Genomic DNA, 21,679 nt, shown 5'->3' on the forward strand with positions numbered 1-21,679 from the left:
TTTGGGACCATGAGGTCGCAGGTTCAATCCCTGTCACCCCGACCAAAAGGAACATTGAATAATGTTCCTTTTTTATTTTTATCTTTTTTAAGCTATTTTCAATTATGATTAAATTATATATATTAATCATATTACCTATGAATTATTAATTTTACTAAGTCTTATTTATAGTGCTATGTCAATTAAAGATCATATGAAGAATTAAAAAGAATATCAACACTATAATTCCCCTCTTATGATACTTTCTTAATTCGCCCCCATTGTCTCTATAGATAAATTTATTTATAACTCCAGTTAAAACTACAAATAACAATGCACCTATAGTTGAAAACCCTAGAAATGAAAATGTAATACTCCTCTTCATTATAATAATGTGAATTACAGCAGAAATTAAAGCTCCTGATGCAAATATTCCATGATTATCTTCTAAAATATTATTTGTATTTATCGTGGCGTTAATTAATCCCTTATGCTTTTTTTTTGATAATCCTCTGATAAATTTGTTATAAAACCCTACACCTACCATTCTTGATAGAGCACCAATCATAAGTATAATGGAAACAATACCCCAAAAACCCCCTAGAAAACTCATTACCTGTACCTCCATAGCATTTATCTTCTAATATATTTATATGTTGATGCTTTCCATTGTATCTTTATTACCCTTAGATTTTTAATATTTATTACTCACAATATAATTGTCTTCTTTATGTGAATTTGCCACATGATATTTTATTATCCTTCCATGTATTGCCCTTTACAATGTAAACCTTATTTGCTATGTTAATATGCAGGGGTGATATTGCGATGTTTAAAAATATAAAAGGTGTAATTTTTGATATGGATGGAACTTTAGTTGATTCTATGTGGGTATGGGATGAAATCGATAAAGAATATTTATCTAAACAAGGATTCGAGGTACCTGAATTCTTAAAGCATGAAATTGCACATCTTAGTTTTGATGAAGTAGCAATTTACTTTAAGAATACCTTCAGTCTTTCTTATACTGTAGATGAAATTAAAACTCATTGGAATGATATGGCATATGATGCTTATTGTAATAAAGTTAAATTAAAACCTGGTGTTAAGGAATTTCTTAAAACACTTAGAGACAATGATATAAAAATCGCCCTTGCTACTAGTAATAACACTTTACTATTAGAGGCTTGCTTAAAAGCAAATGGAATCTATGAATACTTTGATTCAGTAACTCTAACTAGTGAAGTTACAAGAGGTAAGGACTTTCCAGATGTATACCTACTAACTGCAAATAAACTAGGTATTGATCCATGCAATTGTATGGTATTTGAGGACTTGCTTCCTGCTGTACAAGGTGCTAAAAAAGCTGGTATGAAAGTTATTGGCGTATATGATGAATACTCTAAAAAGCATCATACTGATATGAAATCTTTAGCGGATGAATTTATACTAGATTACGTAAATCTTTACTCAGCTATATAACATAATTAAAAATTTCATTAAAGGACCCTGTAAAAGACATGTGTAAACTGTCCTTTATGGGGTTTCTTAAATTCGTAAACATGTTCTATCTTTAGCTGCAACATAGCTTTCCTCAATTATTTCAACATTAGAATATCTATCTAGTATGTTCTTCCTTTGATCCTCTATTGAATTACCTTCCAATTGTCCCTTGGTAGATGCTCTTATATACCCTATTATATTACCCATATGACGACCTCACTTTTGAATATTAGTTTTGACACTGTTCTATATGTTGAGTATAGGTCATCATTTTATCGGTGGCAATACTGTTAAGTTTTGATAGCGTAGTATTAATAGATAGCATTATAATAAGAGCTTGAATATGTACAAATCATTTAATAATAGTGTTACCCTAATCTTTTTTAGCATAAAATATTAAGTAATAGGTTTGTTAGATTATAAAGTTGATTTGTCTAAACAATAAGTATATAAAAATACTAAATGTGTGTAATATATTTTATACCAACTTCAATTTCTATTAAATTTATTTTAAGTATATTTTTATGTTAAAGTAATATATCCTTAAATTAAGGAGGTGATACATTGAAGAAAAAACAGAAAAATATTTTAATAATTTTCTTAGTTGCGTCTATAATTATTGTAACCGGTGTTAGTTTGAAATATTTCTATCGTGAACAAGGTAACTTTTATGAGTTGGAGATGGGCAAATATTATACTAATAAAATATTTAGCACTATATTTATATCTAGGACTAACCCCTCTGAAAACAACTTTAATCCTGAAACTATTGAAGATTTAGGTAGAAGTTCAAAGATATTTAGTTACTTAAATGAATTTGATCTTACTGAATGTAAAATTACTACTAATTCAAATACTTCAGCCAAAGATAGCTATGAAGGAATTTATAGTCTCTCATTTGTAGCTGAAGATAGTACTGTATTAGATATTAGAATATATAATGTAGAGTGTATAGAAATATCTGTTACTACTACAAAAGATCAGGCAAAGAAAAGTTCAAAAATAACTAAATATTACAAAATAACTAACGGGACTATAAGCTCTGAACATCTTGAAGAATTGTTAAACTAAGAAAAGTATTGATTACGTTAATTTGAAAACGCAATCAATACTTTTCTTAGTTATATTAAATTTAGTATGAAACCCAACCTCCACCTTTAACGTGAGCTCTTTTTATAGTTCCATTACTTTCTACAACCGTTAATGTTTTGCCGGCACTAGTATAGTCTAAACATATAAATTCTATTTCGAATAAATCATATTTTGTCAATGGTCTTGTAGCAGTAGACATCCTCAAAAGTCCATCTTTACCTCTAGTTATAGCATTTGCTAAAAAACTTTTTTCAGAACCGACTGTACTTATTATCCCTGTAAATAAACTTGTTAACCCTAAAACAGTAGCTGGTGGACAGAAGAAAGCTAGTATTGCTGTAGTAAATGAAATAGCATTTAATCTTGATTTAAAGGTTGCTTCATTATCTCCAGCCATTAATCCATCATACATTGCTAACTGAGCTTCTGCCATAATTCCAAGGTCACTTTGTTTTACTGTTATAGTTGATATATATTCTTGAACTGCCATTATAAATTCCTTCTTTCTTTTTAATATTTTTATTTGTATTTAACTTTAATCGATTAAGTAATTACACTTATAAAAGAGTGTTTTAATTTTAATTTTGCAACCTCAATTTAAAATTACTTATTTATCTTTTATTACACATTGTTTTATATATTCAACATCTTTCTTTACTTCATCTACTACACCCAACTTATCAGTAAGTTTTGATATTATATCTTGATAATTTTGCTCTCTTTCATCTTGTTTTTGATCTCTTTTTTCTTGAGCCTTTAATATATAAAACAATAAGAATATACTTAGTACTGCCCACACCCCTTGGGATAGTGCTGCTGTTAGAATTTCATTTTCCACCTTTACGCCTCCTTTTTCCTAATTTAAATATTTTTTTAGGTTTTTAATTGCTAATTTATTCATTTTAGTTACCGCTTGTCTACTTATACAAAGATCCATTGCTATCTCTTGATCAATACGCTCATCGTAGTATTTCTTCAATAAAACATATTTTTGCTTTTTATTTATAACCTTCGCTACTACAAGTTCATCCAAATATATTTCATATTCAACTTCTTTATATTCATTAATATCAGCTGTAAAAGTATCAGTTAATTCAACTTCAATAATTGGATTTGTTTTACTAAGTCGATAATATTCCCGGTGTAATGACTGTTGTATATAATTCACCAGTGCTCCATCCGATGAATTTGTGATATTTATTAATTTAATCCCATAAATCAATTTTATAAAAAATATAGTTAAATCAGTTTTTCCGCATTCATGTTTCAACTTCCAAGATAAACTATTGATTATAGGTTCAAATTTAGTTATTAGTAATTCCATACTCTCTTTTTCACCAGCTTTAGCTCTTTCTATTAAGCTATATATCGATACCATTACATACTCCCCCTAAAAACCCCATTTATATAATTAATGAGGTGTTATTTTACATTAAAAGCAACTAAGTCAACCTAAATTTTATATGTTTTGTTACATTGTGCAAGTTATGTTCAATAACAAATATGCATTTCTCGGTATTAGTGTAAAAAAAGGTACAAGATATTTATAAAAATTATAAATATCTTGTACCTTTTAAAATAAAATATGAAATTAATACTATGAATCATGCTTAAGTTTAAACATACCCCCAAATTAGCCTTCTTGGGCTTCGGCAGACTGCGTTTCTGCATGCTTCCTTTTATACTTTTAGTTTTATCTTCTGAATCATGAAAGTGTTCTTGGAAATGAACTGGAGCTTGCTCTGTTTTCTGATTTAATAACACTTAACTATTTTCAAGAAGTTTATGCAACTCATCTATCTGTTGCTATATCTTCATTTGAACATCTTTTATAATTAAATTTAGCAATTTCAATACTGTTAAGTTGTTACATTTTAAATTTAAGCAAATTATTAATTGTTTAAATTTAAAATGTATACAAAATATGTAAAATTATATATAATGTAGATGTTATAGTATTAAACAAAAAGAAAGAGAGGTAGTTTAACAAAATTTTTGTTAAACAAGAAAACATGGATAATGATTCTAAAAGCACCCAAAATCAAGATACTCTATTAACTTTTTCGGTAACATATATTTTTTTAGGAATATCTTTCTGGACTTTTACACTTTGGAGTTTTTCTGCATTTGACTACTTTTTTGAAAATTTATTAGACATTATAGGTATAACCCAAGATTATTCTCTAATATTGGCTTTTTTACCCACAATAATTTTGGGAAGACTATTTGATAAATTGGTAATTTGTAAAGTAAACCGATGTAACACATCAGAAAAACGCACTAAGATTGGTCTCGCAATTAGCTTGATTGTTTTTATATTATGCTATTTAGTTTTTATATATAATAAGTAGAAGGTGAGAAATCTCACCTTCTACTTATTAGTTTACTAAAATCCAACTTCCTGAAGATGTTTTATATCCTGTAACTTTTGGCAGTCCTGTAGCAGCATAATAACCTTCGGCTGAAGAACTGTATAAACTCATCTTAACCTCGGAGTAATTACATTTACTCATAATAGAGATACATTGATCATATAAGCCTTTTAAGTTAGCTTTATCAATATTTGAAATACTTTGAGTTAATGTTAAACAACCATTTATTGCTTTAGCTGGAACTGTTATATATGGGTTAGCTTTAAATATTGCTCCTGCTATTGCAATGACACTATTAAGTGCAACACCTGTAATTACAGTCGTATAAGTTGGTGATGTTTGTGCTAAACAATTACTCATTGATCTTAGTTCTCCAGCTGTAAAATAATTATTAGTAAGTATATTTGCCATTTGAATTCCTTCTTTCTTTTTAATATTTTTATTTGTATTTAACTTTAATCGATTAAGTAATTACACTTATAAAAGAGTGTTTTAATTTTAATTTTGCAACCTCAATTTAAAATTACTTATTTATCTTTTATTACACATTGTTTTATATATTCAACATCTTTCTTTACTTCATCTACTACACCCAACTTATCAGTAAGTTTTGATATTATATCTTGATAATTTTGCTCTCTTTCATCTTGCTTTTGATCTCTTTTTTCTTGAGCCTTCAATATATAAAATAATAAGAATATACTGAGCACTGCCCACACACCTTGGGATAGTGCTGCTGTTAGAATTTCATTTTCCACATTCCCCCCTCCTTTCTCCTAATTTAAATATTCTTTCAAGTTTTTAATTGTTAATTTATGCATTTTGTTTACTGCTTGTCTACTTATACAAAGATCCATTGCTATCTCTTGATCAGTATGCTCATCACAGTATTTCTTCAATAACACATATTTTTGCTTTTTATTTATAACCTTCTCCACTACAAGTTCATCCAAATATATTTCATATTCAACTTCTTTATATTCATTGATATCAGCTGTAAAAGTATCAGTTAATTCAACTTCAATAATTGGATTTGCTTTACTAAGTCGATAATATTCTCGGTGTAATGATTGTTGTATATAATTCACCAGTGCTCCATCAGATGAATTGGTGATATTTATTAATTTACTTCCATAAATCAATTTTATAAAAAATATAGTTAAATCAGTTTTTCCGCATTCATGTTTCAACTTCCAAGATAAACTATTGATTATAGGTTCAAATTTAGTTATTAGTAATTCCATACTCTCTTTTTCACCAGCTTTAGCTCTTTCTATTAAGCTATATATCGATACCATTACATACTCCCCCTAAAAACCCCATTTATATAATTAATGAGGTGTTATTTTACATTAAAAGCAACTAACGTAACCTAAATTTTATATATTTTGTTACATTGTACAAGTTATGTTCAATAACACATATGCATTTCTCGGTATTAGTGTAAAAAAGTCACAAGATATTTATAATTTTTATAAATATCTTGTGACTTTTAAAATGAAATATAAAATTAATACTATTAATCATGCCTAAGTTTAAACATACCCCAAAACTACCTTCTTAGGTTTCGCCAGATTGCGTTACTGCATACTTCCTTTTATGTTTACTTTTATACTTTTAATTTTGCTATCTAAGTCATGAAAATGTTCTTGTAATAGAATTGGATATTGCTCTATCTTCTGCTTTAATATCACTTGACTATTTTCAAGAAATTTATGTAATTCATCTATTTGTTGCTATCTCTTGATTTAATCATCTTTTATAATTAAATTTAGCAATATCCATAATAAGTATAAATTGGAAAAGAGGAGTGTGCATATGGAGAAAAATATATTTGTAACACTAAGGAGATATAGTTTGATTGTTTTAATGTCGCTCTCTGTAATACTAACAGGCTGTTCCTTCAATGATATAGGAGAATCTTTTATACCAACTCCTGGTGATTATGAAATCAATCTAACTTCATACTACGAGTATTCCTGTAATAAAGAGTTTTAGACTTTGTAAGAAATAAAAAAAACTGATATAAATATATTGTGTCGATTGCAAAGACAACAAAACATTTATATCAGGGGGTTAACTTAAATGAATAATATTATAATGGTTCCAAATACTTTAATCTTAGGAATAGATATTGCAAAGGAAAACCACTATGGTCAATTTGTAGTTAATGGTGAATATATTGAAAAACCATTTCTAATAAAGAATACCAAAGAATCTTTTGATTGTATATTAGAAAAAATAGAATATTTAACTAAAAAATATAGAACGGTTCATACCCTTGTAGGGATGGAACCAACAGGTCATTATTGGAAGAATATCGCCTATTATTTGAAAAATAGAGGCATAAGCTTATGTTTAGTAAATCCTTATCATGTTAATAAAACAAAGGAATTAGAAGACAATAGTCCTACGAAGAATGATAAGAAAGATGCAAAAATAATTGCTAAATTGATATATCAAGGACAGTATCTTACATGTATGTTTGAAGAAGAACTTTATGTTAACTTAAGAATAAGTAGCAATAACAGACAAGATTTAAAGAAGCAGTTAATAAAAGAAAAAGTAAGACTAGTAGCGCTATTAGATGAATATTTTCCGGAATTAAGAAATTTATTTTCTGACATATTAGGCAAAGCATCATTGGCAATATTGAAAAATTGTCCGTTTCCGAAGGATATACTAAACATTGGAAATGAAAAATTGATAGAAATTTTAAAGAATGCTACTAAAAATAGAGTTGGTATAAAAAAAGCATCTTTAGTATATGAAGCTGCTGAGAATTCAATAGGTGTACCAGTCGGATTAGACGGAGCTAGATATAGGTTAAATCTTATTATTAGGAATTTAGAAAAAATTCAGGAAGAAATCGATGCTGTTGAAGTTCTTATGAATAAGTATTTACTTGAAACAGGGTACTCAGAATTCTTATTGAGTATTCAAGGTGTAGGAATAGTAACCGCAGCCAGCTTTTTAGCTGAAATAGGTGATATATCAAAATATGATGACTATAAACAGATTCAAAAAATTGCAGGATTAAATTTAAAGGAAACTAGTTCTGGTATGAAAAAAGGAAAGACTAAAATAAGTAAAAGAGGAAGACCTAATTTAAGAAATATTTTATATCAAGCAGCAATGGTTATGGTTGCTAAGAATCAAGCATTTAAGGAAATATATGAACATCTTACAGAAAGGCAAGAAAATAATCTTACAGGAAAACAAGCAATAGTTGCATTAAGTGTAAGGATAATTAAAGTTATGTACATTTTATGTACTAAAAAAATAATGTATTCACATGATAAAGTTCATGGATTAAATAGTTATCAACAAGTAGCTTAAGATAGAAGTTTTAATTATTGTATTAATAAATATGTTCTTTTAAAAGAGTAAGGGTAAGCACGTAAAAACCCCCATAAGGGCTTAAATGACCCAGTATACGAGGATTAACGCAGCACCTGCTCTAAAATGCAGAACGAAGGAATGATAGAGGCACTAAGTAGTGTACTCAGGGAGACATGGTAGGGTCAGCATTAGAGATTTAGAGGTGAATACCTTCAAAATATTAGTAAAATAAAGCTATAATGGGGAAGTCTACAACTCTTAAGTAAAATAATTTCATTTATTCAATATAATACAAAATGTCTATTGAGATTGCTTTAAGATATAAAATGAAAATCTAAGAAAACAAAAGAATATTAAAGAAAATATTAAATTATTGAGGTAGGTGGTTAGGGTGAATTCAGAAAGAATAATAGTATGAATATTAAAAGGATTACTTTATCATTAAGTGGTCCTTTTCGCACTTATTTTAATAATAAAAGTGAGGTAGTAATATGAAAAATAGTAGAACTATAATAAAAAATGTATCTCTTACTCTTTTGTTTGTTGTGCCAATTGTACTTATTATTATGGCAAGTAATGGAATTACTCTCATCAATAACTTGAGTATATATACATATATAATAATATATATATGTATAGCAATTATATATGTAAAAATGAAAAAGGATAAAGATATATCTACAGTTGTATTTATACTAGTAGCTATTTATTCAATAGTTTTTCTTTACAATTATATTGGCACATATGAGATAAATAAATCACAAAACAAGAATACCATAATAGTTGAGCAATTTGATGATAACTTTTTTGGTGGTAATCCTAATGGAGCAAATGCTAAATTTCATAAAAGAGTATGTGTTTTCTTTAAGAAAGATTTAAATGCACCAGTGTTTCATGGTAGGTATGATATATATTGGGAACAAGATTATATAGTAATAGGGGGTAACGCAGCTAAATATTTTATCGAATCATATGAAACCTCTGAAGAAAATAGTTATTTTAGAAATTCCCTAAAAAATAATAATTTCGAAATCCTTCCATTCAACCGCATAAAAATAAATTTGAATAAAACATAAGGATCAAAATTCGACCAGTCACTTCCCCTATGAAGATTAGTTACTATTATATATCTTCCACTTGATAAGCTACTATTAATAGTACTCAATCGTTCAATGTCGTCAACTCAGTAAATTAACTCATGATAAAATAACTTAAAATTCAATTGTTTCATTATAAATTATTCCAATTTTTCTTTAAAAATGGTACACTAAATAAATCCACAGGTTAAAGTGAATTTTAAATGATGTATTTACTTTTAATAAATTTTAATGTTAAATACAAGATTTAATATTATGATGGTGCTTTTCCTTGGATGTTTGTTTTTACACTCACGAGAAGGGTTGGAACGTATTTGTGAGCGTATTTTTATAGATTTTTCTAATATCAAATCTAGTATTTTTTTCTTAATCTAGATTTAACTAATAAAGGTATAAATCGTTTAAAAACTAGTGCTAAAATAAAATTTCTATTAGATTGATATATTAAATTTAATGGTTTATCCTTATTATCATCTGCTATCGCAGTATCGGCATCTTGTTTAATAAGAGCTGCAATCATTGAGTCTATATGTTGCTCTGCCATAGCTCTCTCACTGGTTTTATACCTTGTAATTCTAGCATCAATAATAATGTCATTTAGCACATCATATAGAGCTGACGCTAATGCCATAGCTGTTATTGTTTTATTTTGGTTACTACTAAAACCGAAGTATTTACTGCATTCACAGGTATTTGGAACTTGCAAATTTGTTCCATCAACAGCTAATACATTAAATCCATTCCATGTCCTTAAATCTTTTTTCAAGCTATAAAATTCATTAACAAAAAGCGTACCTAGTTCCTTGAAAGCTTCAGGTGAAATATTTTGTCTTGCTTTTGAAAATTCCTGTTTAGATATTGATGGAAATTTCAAATATGGGTATTCTTCAATAAACTTATCAATTTCAGTTGAAATGGATTTGCGCAACCCAGAGCAAATAAAATGAATAGTATTTGAAAAAGATAATTTTCTATTCCTTGAAAATGACTTTCCTAAGCTATATGCTTCTTTGTATTCATCTGAAGTGATTAGGCTATTTGTTTTCTTGAAAATTAAAGATAGTATTTTAGTATTTTTCATAATGTAAAACCTCACTATAAATTTATTCGTCTATAGTGAGGCTTCAAAAATTCTACCTATTGTTAAGTGTTTTTTTATTAAAATTTATTTTTTTCTTAAGTTGACTACATTGACCGAGCGCCAGTTGTGCAAAAGTAACGGTTACAAAATTAAATATCCATATTTGTAATTATATTGAATTAAATCATTTAAAATAGTCTCTTTAGAATGATTTAATACCTCATAAGTCATTTAAAGTAGTATATTTTTAAACTTTGATTTTGATATAAGTTTTTAGATAGATTTTTATAAAAAAAATAGGCTGTTTAAGATACTTGAGGAATTATTTCATAAACCCCGTTTATAAGGCAATGAAAAACCTTCCATAAATACATATAATATAATTTATGGAAGGTTAATTTTCTTAGCGTTACTTTTGCACGAATTGTGCTCTGTCCCCCATGAGCAGTGACAAGGTTGCTTGCTACTGCAGCTTATTTGATAGGCTTAAGTAAATATTATTGGAAGTGTGAGAAAAAGTGGTACAAACTCCTGCAGTTTGTATCACTTTTTTCTTACATTTTCATATGATTGAGATTATCTAAAATATTTAACCGTGTGAAAAATTCAATTCTAAACAAAAATCCTCTTTACAAAAATTAAATATATACATTTATAAAAACTACGTTTTGCTCTAGGAGGCTTACTCCTAATTATATTAAGCGTTTGAATGCCCAAGAACATAAAAACCTAAAAATGCGTGAAGGAGGAAGAAAAAATGGCAAACCAAAAAATAATTTTTAGTGAGGATGGAACCATTGAAACTATTGATAATTATGTTTTATCAAAGGATGAAGAGGGATCTTCAAATCAGGTTGAAGAATATGTAGAAGATGCTTATACCTACATGGATATAGAAGATATTTTAAAAATAGAGGTAGAGAAAAAGAAAGTTAACAATAAAGCTAAGAGCCATGAGAAAAGCCTTTGGACAATAGTTCCTATGAACTACCAGGTTATAGTCGAGCATCAAGTAAAATAAATAAAGTTTAAAAGAGAATGGGCAGACAAAGAGCTGTATCTTAATTCAAATGAAAAGGAACCTTTAAGAAGAACTTATTTAATCGAAATCGAGAATATAAAGCGACTTGAAGAGATAAAGGTGTTTTTTTGCTCCGATGAAGTTATTCAGTACAATGAGGTGGTAAACGAGGCTATAAAACACTACTATTAGGAATTTGGATTTAGAACCACCAAATAATTTTAAAATCAAAAGAATTAGCTTATTTTTATGAAAATATAGTATGAAATAAATTTTTACATATAATAAATTGGTTGGATAAAAAATTTTAATTGGATGGGTACAGCACACATATCGATTGATATAATCTAGATAATAAATTTAATACTAATAAAAATAAAAGGAGTAGAAACTTATGAAAATTAATGATTTTAAACTTGAATGTTATTTTGGACTTTATGAATTTACTGCACCCTATTTACTAACTCAATCTGATTGTGAATCCATGACAACTAAGGAATTACTTTCTCTGGAGCCTGGTGCTGAAGATGAATATTTAAATCAATGGCTAGGATATACTGAAACCTGGGGAGATCCGGAGTTAAGAAAAATAATTGCTACATTATACAATGATATGACTGCAGATGATGTGCTAGTCTTTCACGGGGCTCAAGAGGCTATTTTCGGATATATGAATGTGATGCTTAATGAGGGGGATCATATGATTGCTATGTATCCTAACTACCAGTCCGCATATGAAGTAGCAAATTCAGTTCCAAACTGTGAGTATTCCAAGTGGTATATAAAGGATGATGGAACAAAATGGGTTGTAGATTTTGAAGAGCTAGAAGCATTAATAAAACCAAATACTAAAATAATTGCTGTTAATTCTCCAAATAATCCAACAGGATATACTTTTACAAATGCTGAAATAAAACAGTTATGTGAAATTTGTAAAAAACACGACATCTATCTGTTTTCAGATGAAGTATATAAAGGATTAGAATTGGATGGGGAGAAGCGAGAGTGGATGGCTGACCATTATGAAAAATGTGCATCACTTGGTGTAATGTCTAAGGCATATGGTCTAGCTGGTCTTAGGGTAGGCTGGTTAGTATCAAAAGATCATGAGACTTTAGAAAAGGTTGTTAAATTTAAGCATTATACGAGTATTTGTGATTCAGCTCCATCTGAATTCTTATCTAAAGTTGCTCTTAAACATAGTGACGAACTATTAGAAAGAAGTACAAATATCATAAAAAACAATTTAAAATTAGTGGATGAATTCTTTGATAGATATCCAAATCTGTTTGAGAAAAAAGCAATAACTTGTGGACCGGTTGCATACCATAAGCTCTTGATTGATATGCCAGTTAAAGATTTCTGCCAGCTTGCTGTTGACAAAAAGGGAGTATTGTTGTTGCCTTCTGATATCTACGACATGGATGATCAATATTTCAGAATGGGATATGGACGTAAGGGTGTTCCAGAAAGCTTAGCTAAATTTGAAGAATTCTTGATAGAAGAAAAATTTGTTTAGGTAATTTGTTCCGCGACAAATAAGCTCACATTGTAAAGCTTATTTGTCGCATTCCCACATTAGGAGGTAAGTATGAAAACTTTATTACTCAGTATAAAAGATGTAAAAGAAGCATTATCAATAAAAGAGGTTATCGCTGCTGTTGAAGAAGGGTACATTGCTTATAATGCAGGAAAAGTTCAACAACCAGATATCGTATCTATGGAAATGCCGGAGAATAATGGGGAGACTGATATAAAGTCATGTTATAATGAGTTAAATGAGAGTATATCAGTTAAGATTGCTTCTGGATTTTATAATAACGGAAAAAATAACGATCTTCCTACTATGATCGGCACAATATTATTATTTGATGGGAAAAATGGTGCTCCTCTTTGCATTATGGATGGTAGCCTAATTACTGGTATTAGAACAGGTGTAGCAGGAGCCATTTCATCAAAACTCCTAGCGAGAAAAGACTCTAAGAAAGTAGCAGTTTTTGGCGCCGGTGGCCAGGCAAGAATGCAGATATATGCCTTATGTCAAGTAATGAATATCCAAGAAATAAGAGTTTATAGTGAGCGACAAGAAGAACTGGCCAAATATAAAGAGGATATAGAAGAAAATACAAAGATAAAAGTAATCTTGTGTGATACACCTGAAAAAGCTATGAAAGAAGCAGATATTGTAATATCGACAACACCATCAAAGAAGTATTATATAGATAAAGCTTTGGTAAAACCAGGTATGCATATAATAGCAGTAGGTGCGGATATGGCTGGCAAAAACGAATGGGATCCTGAAGTTTTTAAAGGAGCAAAAATTGTAAATGACAGTATTTCACAATGTATTAGTAGAGGCGAAACTAGAAATGCAATTGTTTCTGGGGTAATCAAAGAAACTGATATTTATGCAGAAATAGGCCAGCTTTTAGCAGGGGAAAAGCCGTTAAGAGAAAGCGATGATGAAATCACAATTTTTGATACTACAGGAATGGGAATTCAGGACAATGTTACAGCAGTAATGGTTTATAAAATGGCAAAGAAAAAAGGCCTAGGCAAATATTTTGAATTCATTTAATTGGAAGAGGTGAGTAAAATGAAATTTTATATTGTAGATGCTTTTTCTGATCAAATATTCGGAGGGAATCCTGCCGGGATTGTGCTGATAGATGAGAAAAATGATTTTCCAAGTGAAGAAGTCATGCGCAAGACTGCTGCTGAACTTCGTTATTCAGAAACAGCGTTTGTAAAACAAATTGGAGAGAAAGAATTTCACACAAGATATTTTACACCCGCATCGGAGGTTGATCTTTGCGGACATGCAACAATCGGAGCATTCTCGGTACTTTTAGCGGAAAGTCTGGTCAAATCAGGTGAAACATACATCAATTTTACTTTGGCGGGTACTTTAAATATTGAAATAGGAGATAGCGTCATTTTCATGGATATGGGAGAGCCTCAAAAAATTTCTACAATTGATGTAAAAGAAGATATAACTGAATTGTACCGAATTATGGGGATATCGGATGAAGGACAGGGGCTCCTATCAAAGGGAGACAACATCGCGTTGCTTCCTCAAATCATATCAACAGGATTGCCAGACATCATGCTGCCAGTTAAGGATGAGGATCAGCTCAATGCCATTTCTCCCGATTTCCCAGGGCTTTCTAAACTGTCATAACAGTATAATGTTGTTGGCGTCCACGCATTTACAGTCAATACAAAAGACGGCAACATCCACTGCAGAAACTTTGCCCCCTTATATGAAATTGACGAAGAGGCTGCAACTGGAACATCAAATGGTGCATTGACTTATTATCTTTTCTTGAACGGAATTGTGAGCAAGGGTTCCATAATACAATTTATCCAAGGCGAAGCCATGGGTCGCCCTTCAAAAATCACTAGTAAGCTCATAACTAATGAAAAGATACAAATAGGAGGAATTTCTGTAATCCTTGCATCAGGAGATATTAATATATAAAAAGAGGAGAAAGAAAATGGCAGACGATTTAAAAGGAAACAGAGTTATTGCTCTTGATTGGGCTCCGGATAAAAATTCCAAGATACCTATGTATAGGCAAATCATTGACTATATTAGTACAAAGATATCAAGCGGTGATTGGACGATTGGCAGTATTTTGCCGTCACAGCGGACTTTGGCTGAGAAATTCGGGGTCAATAGAAGCACGATTGTTGCGGCTTTGGATGAGCTTGAATCTTTTGGGATACTAAAAGGTGAAATCGGAAAAGGTACCCAAGTTATCAGCAATACTTGGTCTCTTTTGATTTCGTCTACTACTCCTGATTGGAGTAATTACTTACGTTCTGGTATTTTTAAAGAAAATATGCCGACAATTCAAGCTATCAATAAGATAGAGTTTGAAGAAGGCATTGTTCGATTAGGAACAGGAGAATTGTCTCCTAAATTATACCCTTCGCAAATGATGAAGGATATTTTCATAAAATTATCGCAGTCTATCGAATCCTTAAACTATTTAGAGCCACTGGGATTATTGGAGCTTAGAGAAATTTTATGTGAAAGATTGAAGAGAAAAGGAATACAAAGTAAACCTTCCAATATTCTGATTACCTCCGGTTCCCTACAGGCGCTGCAATTAATCTCAGTTTGCATGCTCAAACAGGGATCGTCAGTATATACCGAATCACCTTCATATATAAAATCCCTACAGGTTTTTCAATCAGCAGGGATGAGACTCCTCGGCGTAAATATGGATCGAGAGGGAATTCAATATTGGAACATTGTTTCGGAAAGAAAGAGCGGAGAAAATCCTCTTTTATATACCATCCCAACATTTCATAACCCAACTGGCATTGTTATGTCTGCTATGAGAAGAAAAGAATTATTTAAATTTTGTACGGATAACAGACTGCCCATAATCGAAGATGATGCATACGGAGATATTTGGATAGATGAGGAACCTCCAAAACCATTAAAAAGCATGGATGAAAACGGAATGATTATTTATTTAGGGACCATTTCTAAAGCTTTGGCACCAGGACTTAGAATCGGATGGTTAGTAGGGTCTGAATCGGTAGTAGACCGCTTAGGCGATGTTAAAATGCAGACAGATTATGGCGCAAGCTCTGTGTCTCAATGGATATTAAAAGAGATACTATCTGACGAAAACTATGATAAATATATAGAAGAAACGCGAAACGCACTGAGATATAGACGAGATTTGATGTTATCAGCTCTTGAAAAATATTTTAAGGAGCTTGCGGTATGGGAAGTCCCTAAAGGAGGATTTTACATCTGGATTAATTTCAACAAAGATGTTGCTATGGAAAAATTGTTTCATGCCGCCTTGAAAGAAGGAATCCTGTTGAATCCAGGCAGTATCTATGATTTTAAGAAAAATAACGCACTACGGCTGTCGTATTCATACATTGACGAGAAAGATATTACGGACAGCATCGAAAAATTATCTCATATAGTTGGGAATCTGAAAGATGGTTCATCTATCTAAGTTTCAGCCACTTCATAGCTATATCGGGTACAGCCGACATACGTGTAAAAACCGGACACACGATGGAAATAATAATATAGAGCACCCAGTACCTAAAAGTATAAAAAATAAATTTGAAGATAACGTTAAGACTAAGAAAGAATTAGTTGATAAAATTAAAAGTAAATAAAAAATTACTAAAGGTTACTATTTATATTTTAAAAATAGTAACCTTTTATAACCTTCTAAGCAATACTCTAAATTATTCAGTAATATGATCTACCTTAACATTTACAACCTTTATTAAATCCTGTGGTGAAACCTCCACTTGAAATCCTATTTTTCCTGCACTTACGATTATAGTTTCAAAGTTTTCACTGGATTTATCAAGAACAGTTTTATATTGTTTCTTCATTCCGATTGGTGAACACCCACCTCTTATATATCCAGTTACCTTATTTATCTCATCCACCTTTATCATTTCCACAGATTTTTCTCCTACACTTCTTGCTGCCGCCTTTAAATCAAGACCTTCTTTCACTGGAATCACAAAAACATAAAAGGCCTTACTGTGGCCTTTAGTTACAAGGGTTTTAAATACCTTCTCTACTGGCTCACTTATTTTTGCTGCCACAGTAACCCCATCAAGGGCCTTTCCCTTACTTTCATAAGTATGTACTTTATACTCTATCTTTTCTCTATCTAATGCTCTCATTGCATTTGTTTTAACATTAGCCACTTCTCATTCACTCCATATATTATATTTAGTAAATGACTGTATAATATGTTTCAAAGCATTGATTTTACAGTAATCTTTACTTATTATACACAAAATACTGTCCAATACGTTCTCCTTTCTTTTCAATTTAACAAATTGAAATTTAGCAAAATCCTTAATCAAAAACAACTTGCCATTTATTATCTTTTATTGCGTCAAAACACATTTTTATTTGTTCGTAAACATTTTTATCCTCATCTAAAATAGGTAAATTCTCAAGAGAAAAATAATTGCTTTCTGTTGTTTCATTGTTTTGCTGGAAACTTCCACCCAATACCTCACACAGAACAAAGACCTTAACTATCCCATAAGCATATTTGGGAACATTGTGTTTATTTCTATCTTGTATCGCAATAATCCTTATTGGTTTCACATCTAATCCTGATTCCTCTTTAGCTTCTTTAATTGTGTTTGAAGTAATTGACTCATTATAGTCAACCCATCCACCAGGAAGAGACCATTTCCCCTTTTCTTTTACAAGCAATATTCTATTTTCTTTAAAGATTACTGCTCTTGTTTCTATTTTAGGAGTTTGATATCCTGTTTCATTACAAAATAATTCTTTCACCTTTTCTATCGGAAATCCTGTCTTTATTGCCATTAATTCTGCAGATATTTCTCTTATTCTCTCAAAACGCTCTTTATCATAAACATCTTTCGTATAAGTCAGACCAATTTGAGCTATTGATTGTAATTCCATTGCCAGATTCGTTATTGTATCAAAATCATTCATGATATGTATTTCCTCCAGATTCTGTATTTTAACTTTATATCATCATCTCAACAAACTGTGATTTGTCTAAATAGTTATTGTTTTGCTAATCTATGTTTTAATCGCTCGTTTTCATATTTCAATTCCTCATAATCCACCAACTGAACGATAAGATTCTTTTTATCTTGTTCCAGTTTTTTAATATGTCTAAAATGTTAAATAGCTTCTAATTACTTACATTTAAACCTCATTATAACATATGTACAATAGTTATTCTACTGTTTAATAATTATTTCATATTCAGTTTTAAGGTATACTTACTTTACAATCACATATCCTAAACGAATTGTATTTTCTTACTCTGTACATAGATTATATATAACCAATGTAATCCATAATTTGTCCTGTAATCTTGCCTAAATAAAATTATATACTAAAAATAATAAATTATCTTTTAAGTTTTAAAAATATCTATTTCTGTTGGAATTTTAAATCTGTAAAACACTATTATTTACTTCTAATATATAAATATCATGAATATACTTATACTATAAAGCTTTTTTTATGGAGGTACATTCTTGATAAAAACTTTTTTTATTTATGTTCTAACCTTCGTTTCGGCAGGTGTCGGAGTGTTATACTATCTTTTAACAGATAAATATAACAAACAAAACCTACAAGTAAGAGTACTTACAAAGCAAAACCATGGTCTAACCTCCCAATTAAATTCTATAAATAAACCTACAGATAATTTAAAGATATATTATAGACCTATAAAATTTAATACTGGAGAAACTTTAAAACGTTCTTCACTATATATCGCCCCACTAAGTAATAGTGCTATTCTTAGATCTTTACCAGCTAATACAAAGGTTGAAATTATAGATCTAGTAGAAGCTTTTGAAATCTTATGGTATGAAGTAAAGGTAATAATATCAGAAGATGTAAACATCAAAGGATTTATAAGACAAGAATTAATAAAAGAACTACAAGTTGTTGAAACTCATGTAGTTAGTAATTATCGTTATTAATCTTTTATAAAAACCAAAATATCATCTTATATAGTAAAACTTTAATGGATATACTATTAATTAAAATGGAACCTATAGAATATACAACGCTAAAATGCGTCTATTCTATAGGTTCCATCTCACTATATGCTTTACACTTTACTGATTAATGTCTTTATTTAATTCAAGCATTTGATTTTTAATTTTCACTATATTTGCTTCAATATTTTTAAGTTTACAAAGTCCTATTCTTAGCTTCCTTATAAATCTTCTTAAGCGCTTTCTTAGATCCTCGCTGGATATCTCTTTCTAGCTTTCTCTCCTTGTAACTTACAAAAAGTTGATTTAGATCATAACCCTCTGGATACAACTCTTCCGCTGCACATTCTAGCTTCAACCTTTTATAATTCACCTCTATAAATTCACCATTAAAGAGAACTGTTACATTATTAAACTTATCCTTTTCCTCATATACAATGGCAGTGAGGTTCTTATCTAAAAGTATAACCCTATCACCCTGTTGATAGTTGTGAGTATCTTCACTAGATACCTTCTGTTCCTTTGCCTTAGCAACCTTACTATCCTTTAAAAGTCCATAGTTATAGTTTTTATTTTCTATATATCCTCTAGTTCTTTCAATTATCTTGTCGCTTATACCCATCTTCTTTGAAATATAAAGAGCATTACTATCTCCAATTTCCCCAATATGAAGCTTATATAAAGGCTCCAATGTTTCTTTTTCAAACTCCATAGCTGCATTTTCAAAGTCGGAATGATTCTGTGAAAAATTCTTAATTTCTCCATAGTGGGTAGATGCCACTGTAATGCATCCTTTATGATAAAACTCCTCTAAAATTGCAATGGCTAAAGCAGCTCCTTCATTAGGTTCCGTTCCACTTCCTATCTCATCAAATAAAAGTAGGGTATTCTTATTACTTTCCTTTAAAATCTCTCCCATATTCTTAACGTGGGATGAAAATGTACTTAGTGCATTTTCCACACTTTGATCATCTCCAATATCCACAAATATTTTATCAAATACCCCTATTTCACTACATTCTTTTGCTCCTATATGAAACCCACTTTGCACTGCAAGAGTAAGAAGACCTACAGTCTTTAATACTACAGTTTTTCCCCCTGCATTTGGACCAGTTATAATTAAACTCCTATAATCATCTCCTACCTCAAAATCCAAAGGAACTCCATTTTTAATTAATGGATATCTACCATTTATTATTTTTATAAACCCACACTGATTTAGCTTTGGCTTTATTCCATCAATTTCTTTACTATACTTAGCCTTAGCAAGAATCATATCATACTCTGAAATTATCTCTATATTTATCTTTATTTCCTTAATTCTCTCAAAAATCATCTCTGTCAAGGTTGCAAGTATTCTATACTCTTCTACAGACTCTTCAGACTTTAGGATTGCAAGCTCTGCTGTATACTTTGACACACTATAGGGTTCTATAAATACGGTGGTTCCTTTAGAAGATACCTCTACTACAGCTCCCTGAACCTGATTTTTATAAGAAGCCTTTATAGGAATTGTATATCTTCCATTTCTTTGACTAACAAAGAAGTCTTGAATATACTCTCTATTTCCACTAGCCTTAATAAACTTTTCTAGTTTTTCTTTTATCTTACCTTCACAACCATCTATATGCCTTCTGATTTTCTTAAGTTCTTTACTAGCATTAGAATCTACCATGCTTCCTGTTATAGCTGCTTCGATTTCTTCCTCTATATATTTAAAATCCGTAATATTTTCACCATAAGCACTTAAAGTTGGAGCATATCCTTCCTTATCTTTTATAAATATCTTAACCTTTCTACACCCACGTAGAAAGTTATCCATAGTAATCAGTTCTGAAGGTTCTAGGGATGCGCCCTTTTCCATCTTCTCTATTAGTGGATTTATATTAAACACTCCCTTCAAAGGCATATGATAAGAAGCATCTATAAGGCTTCTTCCCTCTGAAGTTTCATTTAACATTCTCTCAACTTGTTTTATACTACTACTAGGTTGAAGTTTATCTAAAATCTCTCTACCTAACCCGCTAACACAATATGATTTAACTATTTCTTTAAGCTCGTTATAATGTAATTTTTCAAGTGTACTATTATTCATTTTCACTATTCCTTTACTTATATATTAAGCCCACAAAACCTTTCATAGATTTCGTATATGGCATATTAAGATAAATGCTTACTAGTTATTTATTTAAACATGCCTAAAATAAAAAGCCATGGATACCTCCACAGCTTAAATTTAACATTAATAAAGATAGCTATACTATCTTAAGGTAAATTCGTGGACTTGTATCTTCAATAGATAATTAACTCCATAGCAAACAAGGGTATACTATACCTTCAATTTTGGAATTAATATTTAATTACTATTTTAGATACTAGACACTCACAAAAAAACCTCACTTTACTCGAAATCTATGTAATTTAATAGTAAATCATAAATTATAAAAAATCAAGCTTCAATTTTATAGTAATATTTTAATATTTTTCCTAATTGCTATTTATAATACTTTTCTCATAGCAATTAAATGTTCCTTTTCTAAACTTCACTTCACCAGCAATCTTATAGTTAAATTTTTTATCTAAATCATTCATAGTCGCTAATTTAAATTCAAAATTCATACATACCCCCTCATGCAACATAGTTTACACCCAGTATAACTCAATTATAATATTTTGAAATAACAAT

Annotated in this window: 23 protein-coding genes and 1 pseudogene; 11 read left to right on the forward strand and 13 right to left on the reverse strand. The window is 30.1% G+C overall.

Annotated elements, in window-relative coordinates:
• Window positions 1-178 precede the first annotated feature (178 nt).
• Window positions 179-592 carry a hypothetical protein gene (locus RSD37_RS13515; RefSeq protein ID WP_346947272.1) on the reverse strand — a complete coding sequence of 138 codons (414 nt, stop codon included), beginning with the start codon at window positions 590-592 and terminating at the stop codon, window positions 179-181.
• 215 nt (window positions 593-807) lie between these two features.
• Here RSD37_RS13515 and RSD37_RS13520 point away from each other — a divergent pair, with 215 nt between their 5' ends.
• On the forward strand, window positions 808-1,461 hold the full coding sequence (locus tag RSD37_RS13520) for an HAD family phosphatase (protein ID WP_346947273.1): 654 nt from the start codon (window positions 808-810) through the stop codon (window positions 1,459-1,461).
• Between the two features lie 66 nt (window positions 1,462-1,527).
• Here the strand turns inward: RSD37_RS13520 and RSD37_RS13525 are convergent, their stop codons facing one another.
• A complete protein-coding gene (locus tag RSD37_RS13525) occupies window positions 1,528-1,689 on the reverse strand; it encodes a hypothetical protein (protein ID WP_346947274.1) in 162 nt (53 codons plus the stop codon).
• Between the two features lie 357 nt (window positions 1,690-2,046).
• On the opposite strand from RSD37_RS13525, the gene RSD37_RS13530 reads away from it, so the two are divergent.
• Complete coding sequence (locus tag RSD37_RS13530) at window positions 2,047-2,553, forward strand: hypothetical protein (RefSeq protein ID WP_346947275.1); 507 nt, start codon at window positions 2,047-2,049, stop codon at window positions 2,551-2,553.
• A 61-nt stretch (window positions 2,554-2,614) separates the two neighbouring features.
• Here RSD37_RS13530 and RSD37_RS13535 read toward each other — a convergent pair whose 3' ends face one another.
• The 6 genes from RSD37_RS13535 to RSD37_RS13560 all read right to left on the reverse strand — a co-directional run bounded on the left by RSD37_RS13535 (window position 2,615) and on the right by RSD37_RS13560 (window position 6,244).
• Window positions 2,615-3,064 carry a hypothetical protein gene (locus RSD37_RS13535; RefSeq protein ID WP_346947276.1) on the reverse strand — a complete coding sequence of 150 codons (450 nt, stop codon included), beginning with the start codon at window positions 3,062-3,064 and terminating at the stop codon, window positions 2,615-2,617.
• A gap of 117 nt (window positions 3,065-3,181) precedes the next feature.
• Window positions 3,182-3,412 (reverse strand): BhlA/UviB family holin-like peptide, encoded by a 231-nt coding sequence (locus RSD37_RS13540; protein ID WP_346947277.1) that lies wholly within the window; start codon window positions 3,410-3,412, stop codon window positions 3,182-3,184.
• A gap of 18 nt (window positions 3,413-3,430) precedes the next feature.
• The gene (locus RSD37_RS13545; protein ID WP_346947278.1) at window positions 3,431-3,952 is read right to left on the reverse strand and encodes a helix-turn-helix domain-containing protein; all 522 of its coding nucleotides are present in this window, start codon (window positions 3,950-3,952) and stop codon (window positions 3,431-3,433) included.
• A gap of 1,000 nt (window positions 3,953-4,952) precedes the next feature.
• Window positions 4,953-5,357 carry a hypothetical protein gene (locus RSD37_RS13550; RefSeq protein WP_346947279.1) on the reverse strand — a complete coding sequence of 135 codons (405 nt, stop codon included), beginning with the start codon at window positions 5,355-5,357 and terminating at the stop codon, window positions 4,953-4,955.
• Window positions 5,358-5,473: 116 nt separating this feature from the next.
• Entirely contained in the window at window positions 5,474-5,704 is a 231-nt protein-coding gene (locus RSD37_RS13555) for a BhlA/UviB family holin-like peptide (RefSeq protein ID WP_346947277.1), read from the reverse strand.
• Window positions 5,705-5,722: 18 nt separating this feature from the next.
• Window positions 5,723-6,244, reverse strand: coding sequence for a helix-turn-helix domain-containing protein (locus RSD37_RS13560; protein WP_346947280.1), 522 nt, complete (start codon window positions 6,242-6,244; stop codon window positions 5,723-5,725).
• A 520-nt stretch (window positions 6,245-6,764) separates the two neighbouring features.
• Here RSD37_RS13560 and RSD37_RS13565 point away from each other — a divergent pair.
• From RSD37_RS13565 to RSD37_RS13575, 3 genes are all read left to right on the forward strand, one after another.
• Complete coding sequence (locus RSD37_RS13565) at window positions 6,765-6,944, forward strand: hypothetical protein (protein WP_346947281.1); 180 nt, start codon at window positions 6,765-6,767, stop codon at window positions 6,942-6,944.
• Window positions 6,945-7,031: 87 nt separating this feature from the next.
• A complete protein-coding gene (locus RSD37_RS13570) occupies window positions 7,032-8,285 on the forward strand; it encodes an IS110 family transposase (protein ID WP_346947282.1) in 1,254 nt (417 codons plus the stop codon).
• Between the two features lie 494 nt (window positions 8,286-8,779).
• Window positions 8,780-9,364, forward strand: coding sequence for a hypothetical protein (locus tag RSD37_RS13575; protein WP_346947283.1), 585 nt, complete (start codon window positions 8,780-8,782; stop codon window positions 9,362-9,364).
• A 373-nt stretch (window positions 9,365-9,737) separates the two neighbouring features.
• Here RSD37_RS13575 and RSD37_RS13580 read toward each other — a convergent pair whose 3' ends face one another.
• Entirely contained in the window at window positions 9,738-10,466 is a 729-nt protein-coding gene (locus tag RSD37_RS13580) for a hypothetical protein (RefSeq protein ID WP_346947284.1), read from the reverse strand.
• 757 nt (window positions 10,467-11,223) lie between these two features.
• On the opposite strand from RSD37_RS13580, the gene RSD37_RS13585 reads away from it, so the two are divergent.
• From RSD37_RS13585 to RSD37_RS13605, 5 genes and pseudogenes are all read left to right on the forward strand, one after another.
• Complete coding sequence (locus tag RSD37_RS13585; RefSeq protein ID WP_346947285.1) at window positions 11,224-11,487, forward strand: hypothetical protein; 264 nt, start codon at window positions 11,224-11,226, stop codon at window positions 11,485-11,487.
• A gap of 394 nt (window positions 11,488-11,881) precedes the next feature.
• Window positions 11,882-13,006 (forward strand): aminotransferase class I/II-fold pyridoxal phosphate-dependent enzyme, encoded by a 1,125-nt coding sequence (locus RSD37_RS13590; protein WP_346947286.1) that lies wholly within the window; start codon window positions 11,882-11,884, stop codon window positions 13,004-13,006.
• 72 nt (window positions 13,007-13,078) lie between these two features.
• Window positions 13,079-14,065 (forward strand): ornithine cyclodeaminase family protein, encoded by a 987-nt coding sequence (locus RSD37_RS13595; RefSeq protein ID WP_346947287.1) that lies wholly within the window; start codon window positions 13,079-13,081, stop codon window positions 14,063-14,065.
• A gap of 18 nt (window positions 14,066-14,083) precedes the next feature.
• Window positions 14,084-14,968, forward strand: a pseudogene (locus RSD37_RS13600) (PhzF family phenazine biosynthesis protein).
• A 16-nt stretch (window positions 14,969-14,984) separates the two neighbouring features.
• On the forward strand, window positions 14,985-16,475 hold the full coding sequence (locus tag RSD37_RS13605) for a PLP-dependent aminotransferase family protein (RefSeq protein ID WP_346947288.1): 1,491 nt from the start codon (window positions 14,985-14,987) through the stop codon (window positions 16,473-16,475).
• Window positions 16,476-16,716: 241 nt separating this feature from the next.
• Here the strand turns inward: RSD37_RS13605 and ybaK are convergent, their stop codons facing one another.
• Window positions 16,717-17,193 carry a Cys-tRNA(Pro) deacylase gene (gene ybaK, locus RSD37_RS13610; RefSeq protein ID WP_346947289.1) on the reverse strand — a complete coding sequence of 159 codons (477 nt, stop codon included), beginning with the start codon at window positions 17,191-17,193 and terminating at the stop codon, window positions 16,717-16,719.
• Window positions 17,194-17,347: 154 nt separating this feature from the next.
• On the reverse strand, window positions 17,348-17,965 hold the full coding sequence (locus RSD37_RS13615; RefSeq protein WP_346947290.1) for an NUDIX hydrolase: 618 nt from the start codon (window positions 17,963-17,965) through the stop codon (window positions 17,348-17,350).
• Between the two features lie 557 nt (window positions 17,966-18,522).
• On the opposite strand from RSD37_RS13615, the gene RSD37_RS13620 reads away from it, so the two are divergent.
• A complete protein-coding gene (locus RSD37_RS13620) occupies window positions 18,523-18,975 on the forward strand; it encodes a hypothetical protein (RefSeq protein ID WP_346947291.1) in 453 nt (150 codons plus the stop codon).
• Window positions 18,976-19,189: 214 nt separating this feature from the next.
• Here RSD37_RS13620 and RSD37_RS13625 read toward each other — a convergent pair whose 3' ends face one another.
• Both RSD37_RS13625 and RSD37_RS13630 read right to left on the reverse strand, forming a co-directional pair.
• The gene (locus RSD37_RS13625; protein WP_346947292.1) at window positions 19,190-21,088 is read right to left on the reverse strand and encodes an endonuclease MutS2; all 1,899 of its coding nucleotides are present in this window, start codon (window positions 21,086-21,088) and stop codon (window positions 19,190-19,192) included.
• Between the two features lie 392 nt (window positions 21,089-21,480).
• Window positions 21,481-21,612 (reverse strand): hypothetical protein, encoded by a 132-nt coding sequence (locus RSD37_RS13630; protein WP_346947293.1) that lies wholly within the window; start codon window positions 21,610-21,612, stop codon window positions 21,481-21,483.
• Between the last annotated feature and the right edge of the window lie 67 nt (window positions 21,613-21,679).

Origin of the sequence: Clostridium sp., assembly GCF_036646415.1 — a bacterium.
In the GTDB taxonomy this organism is placed as follows: Bacteria; Bacillota; Clostridia; order Clostridiales; family Clostridiaceae; genus Clostridium_J.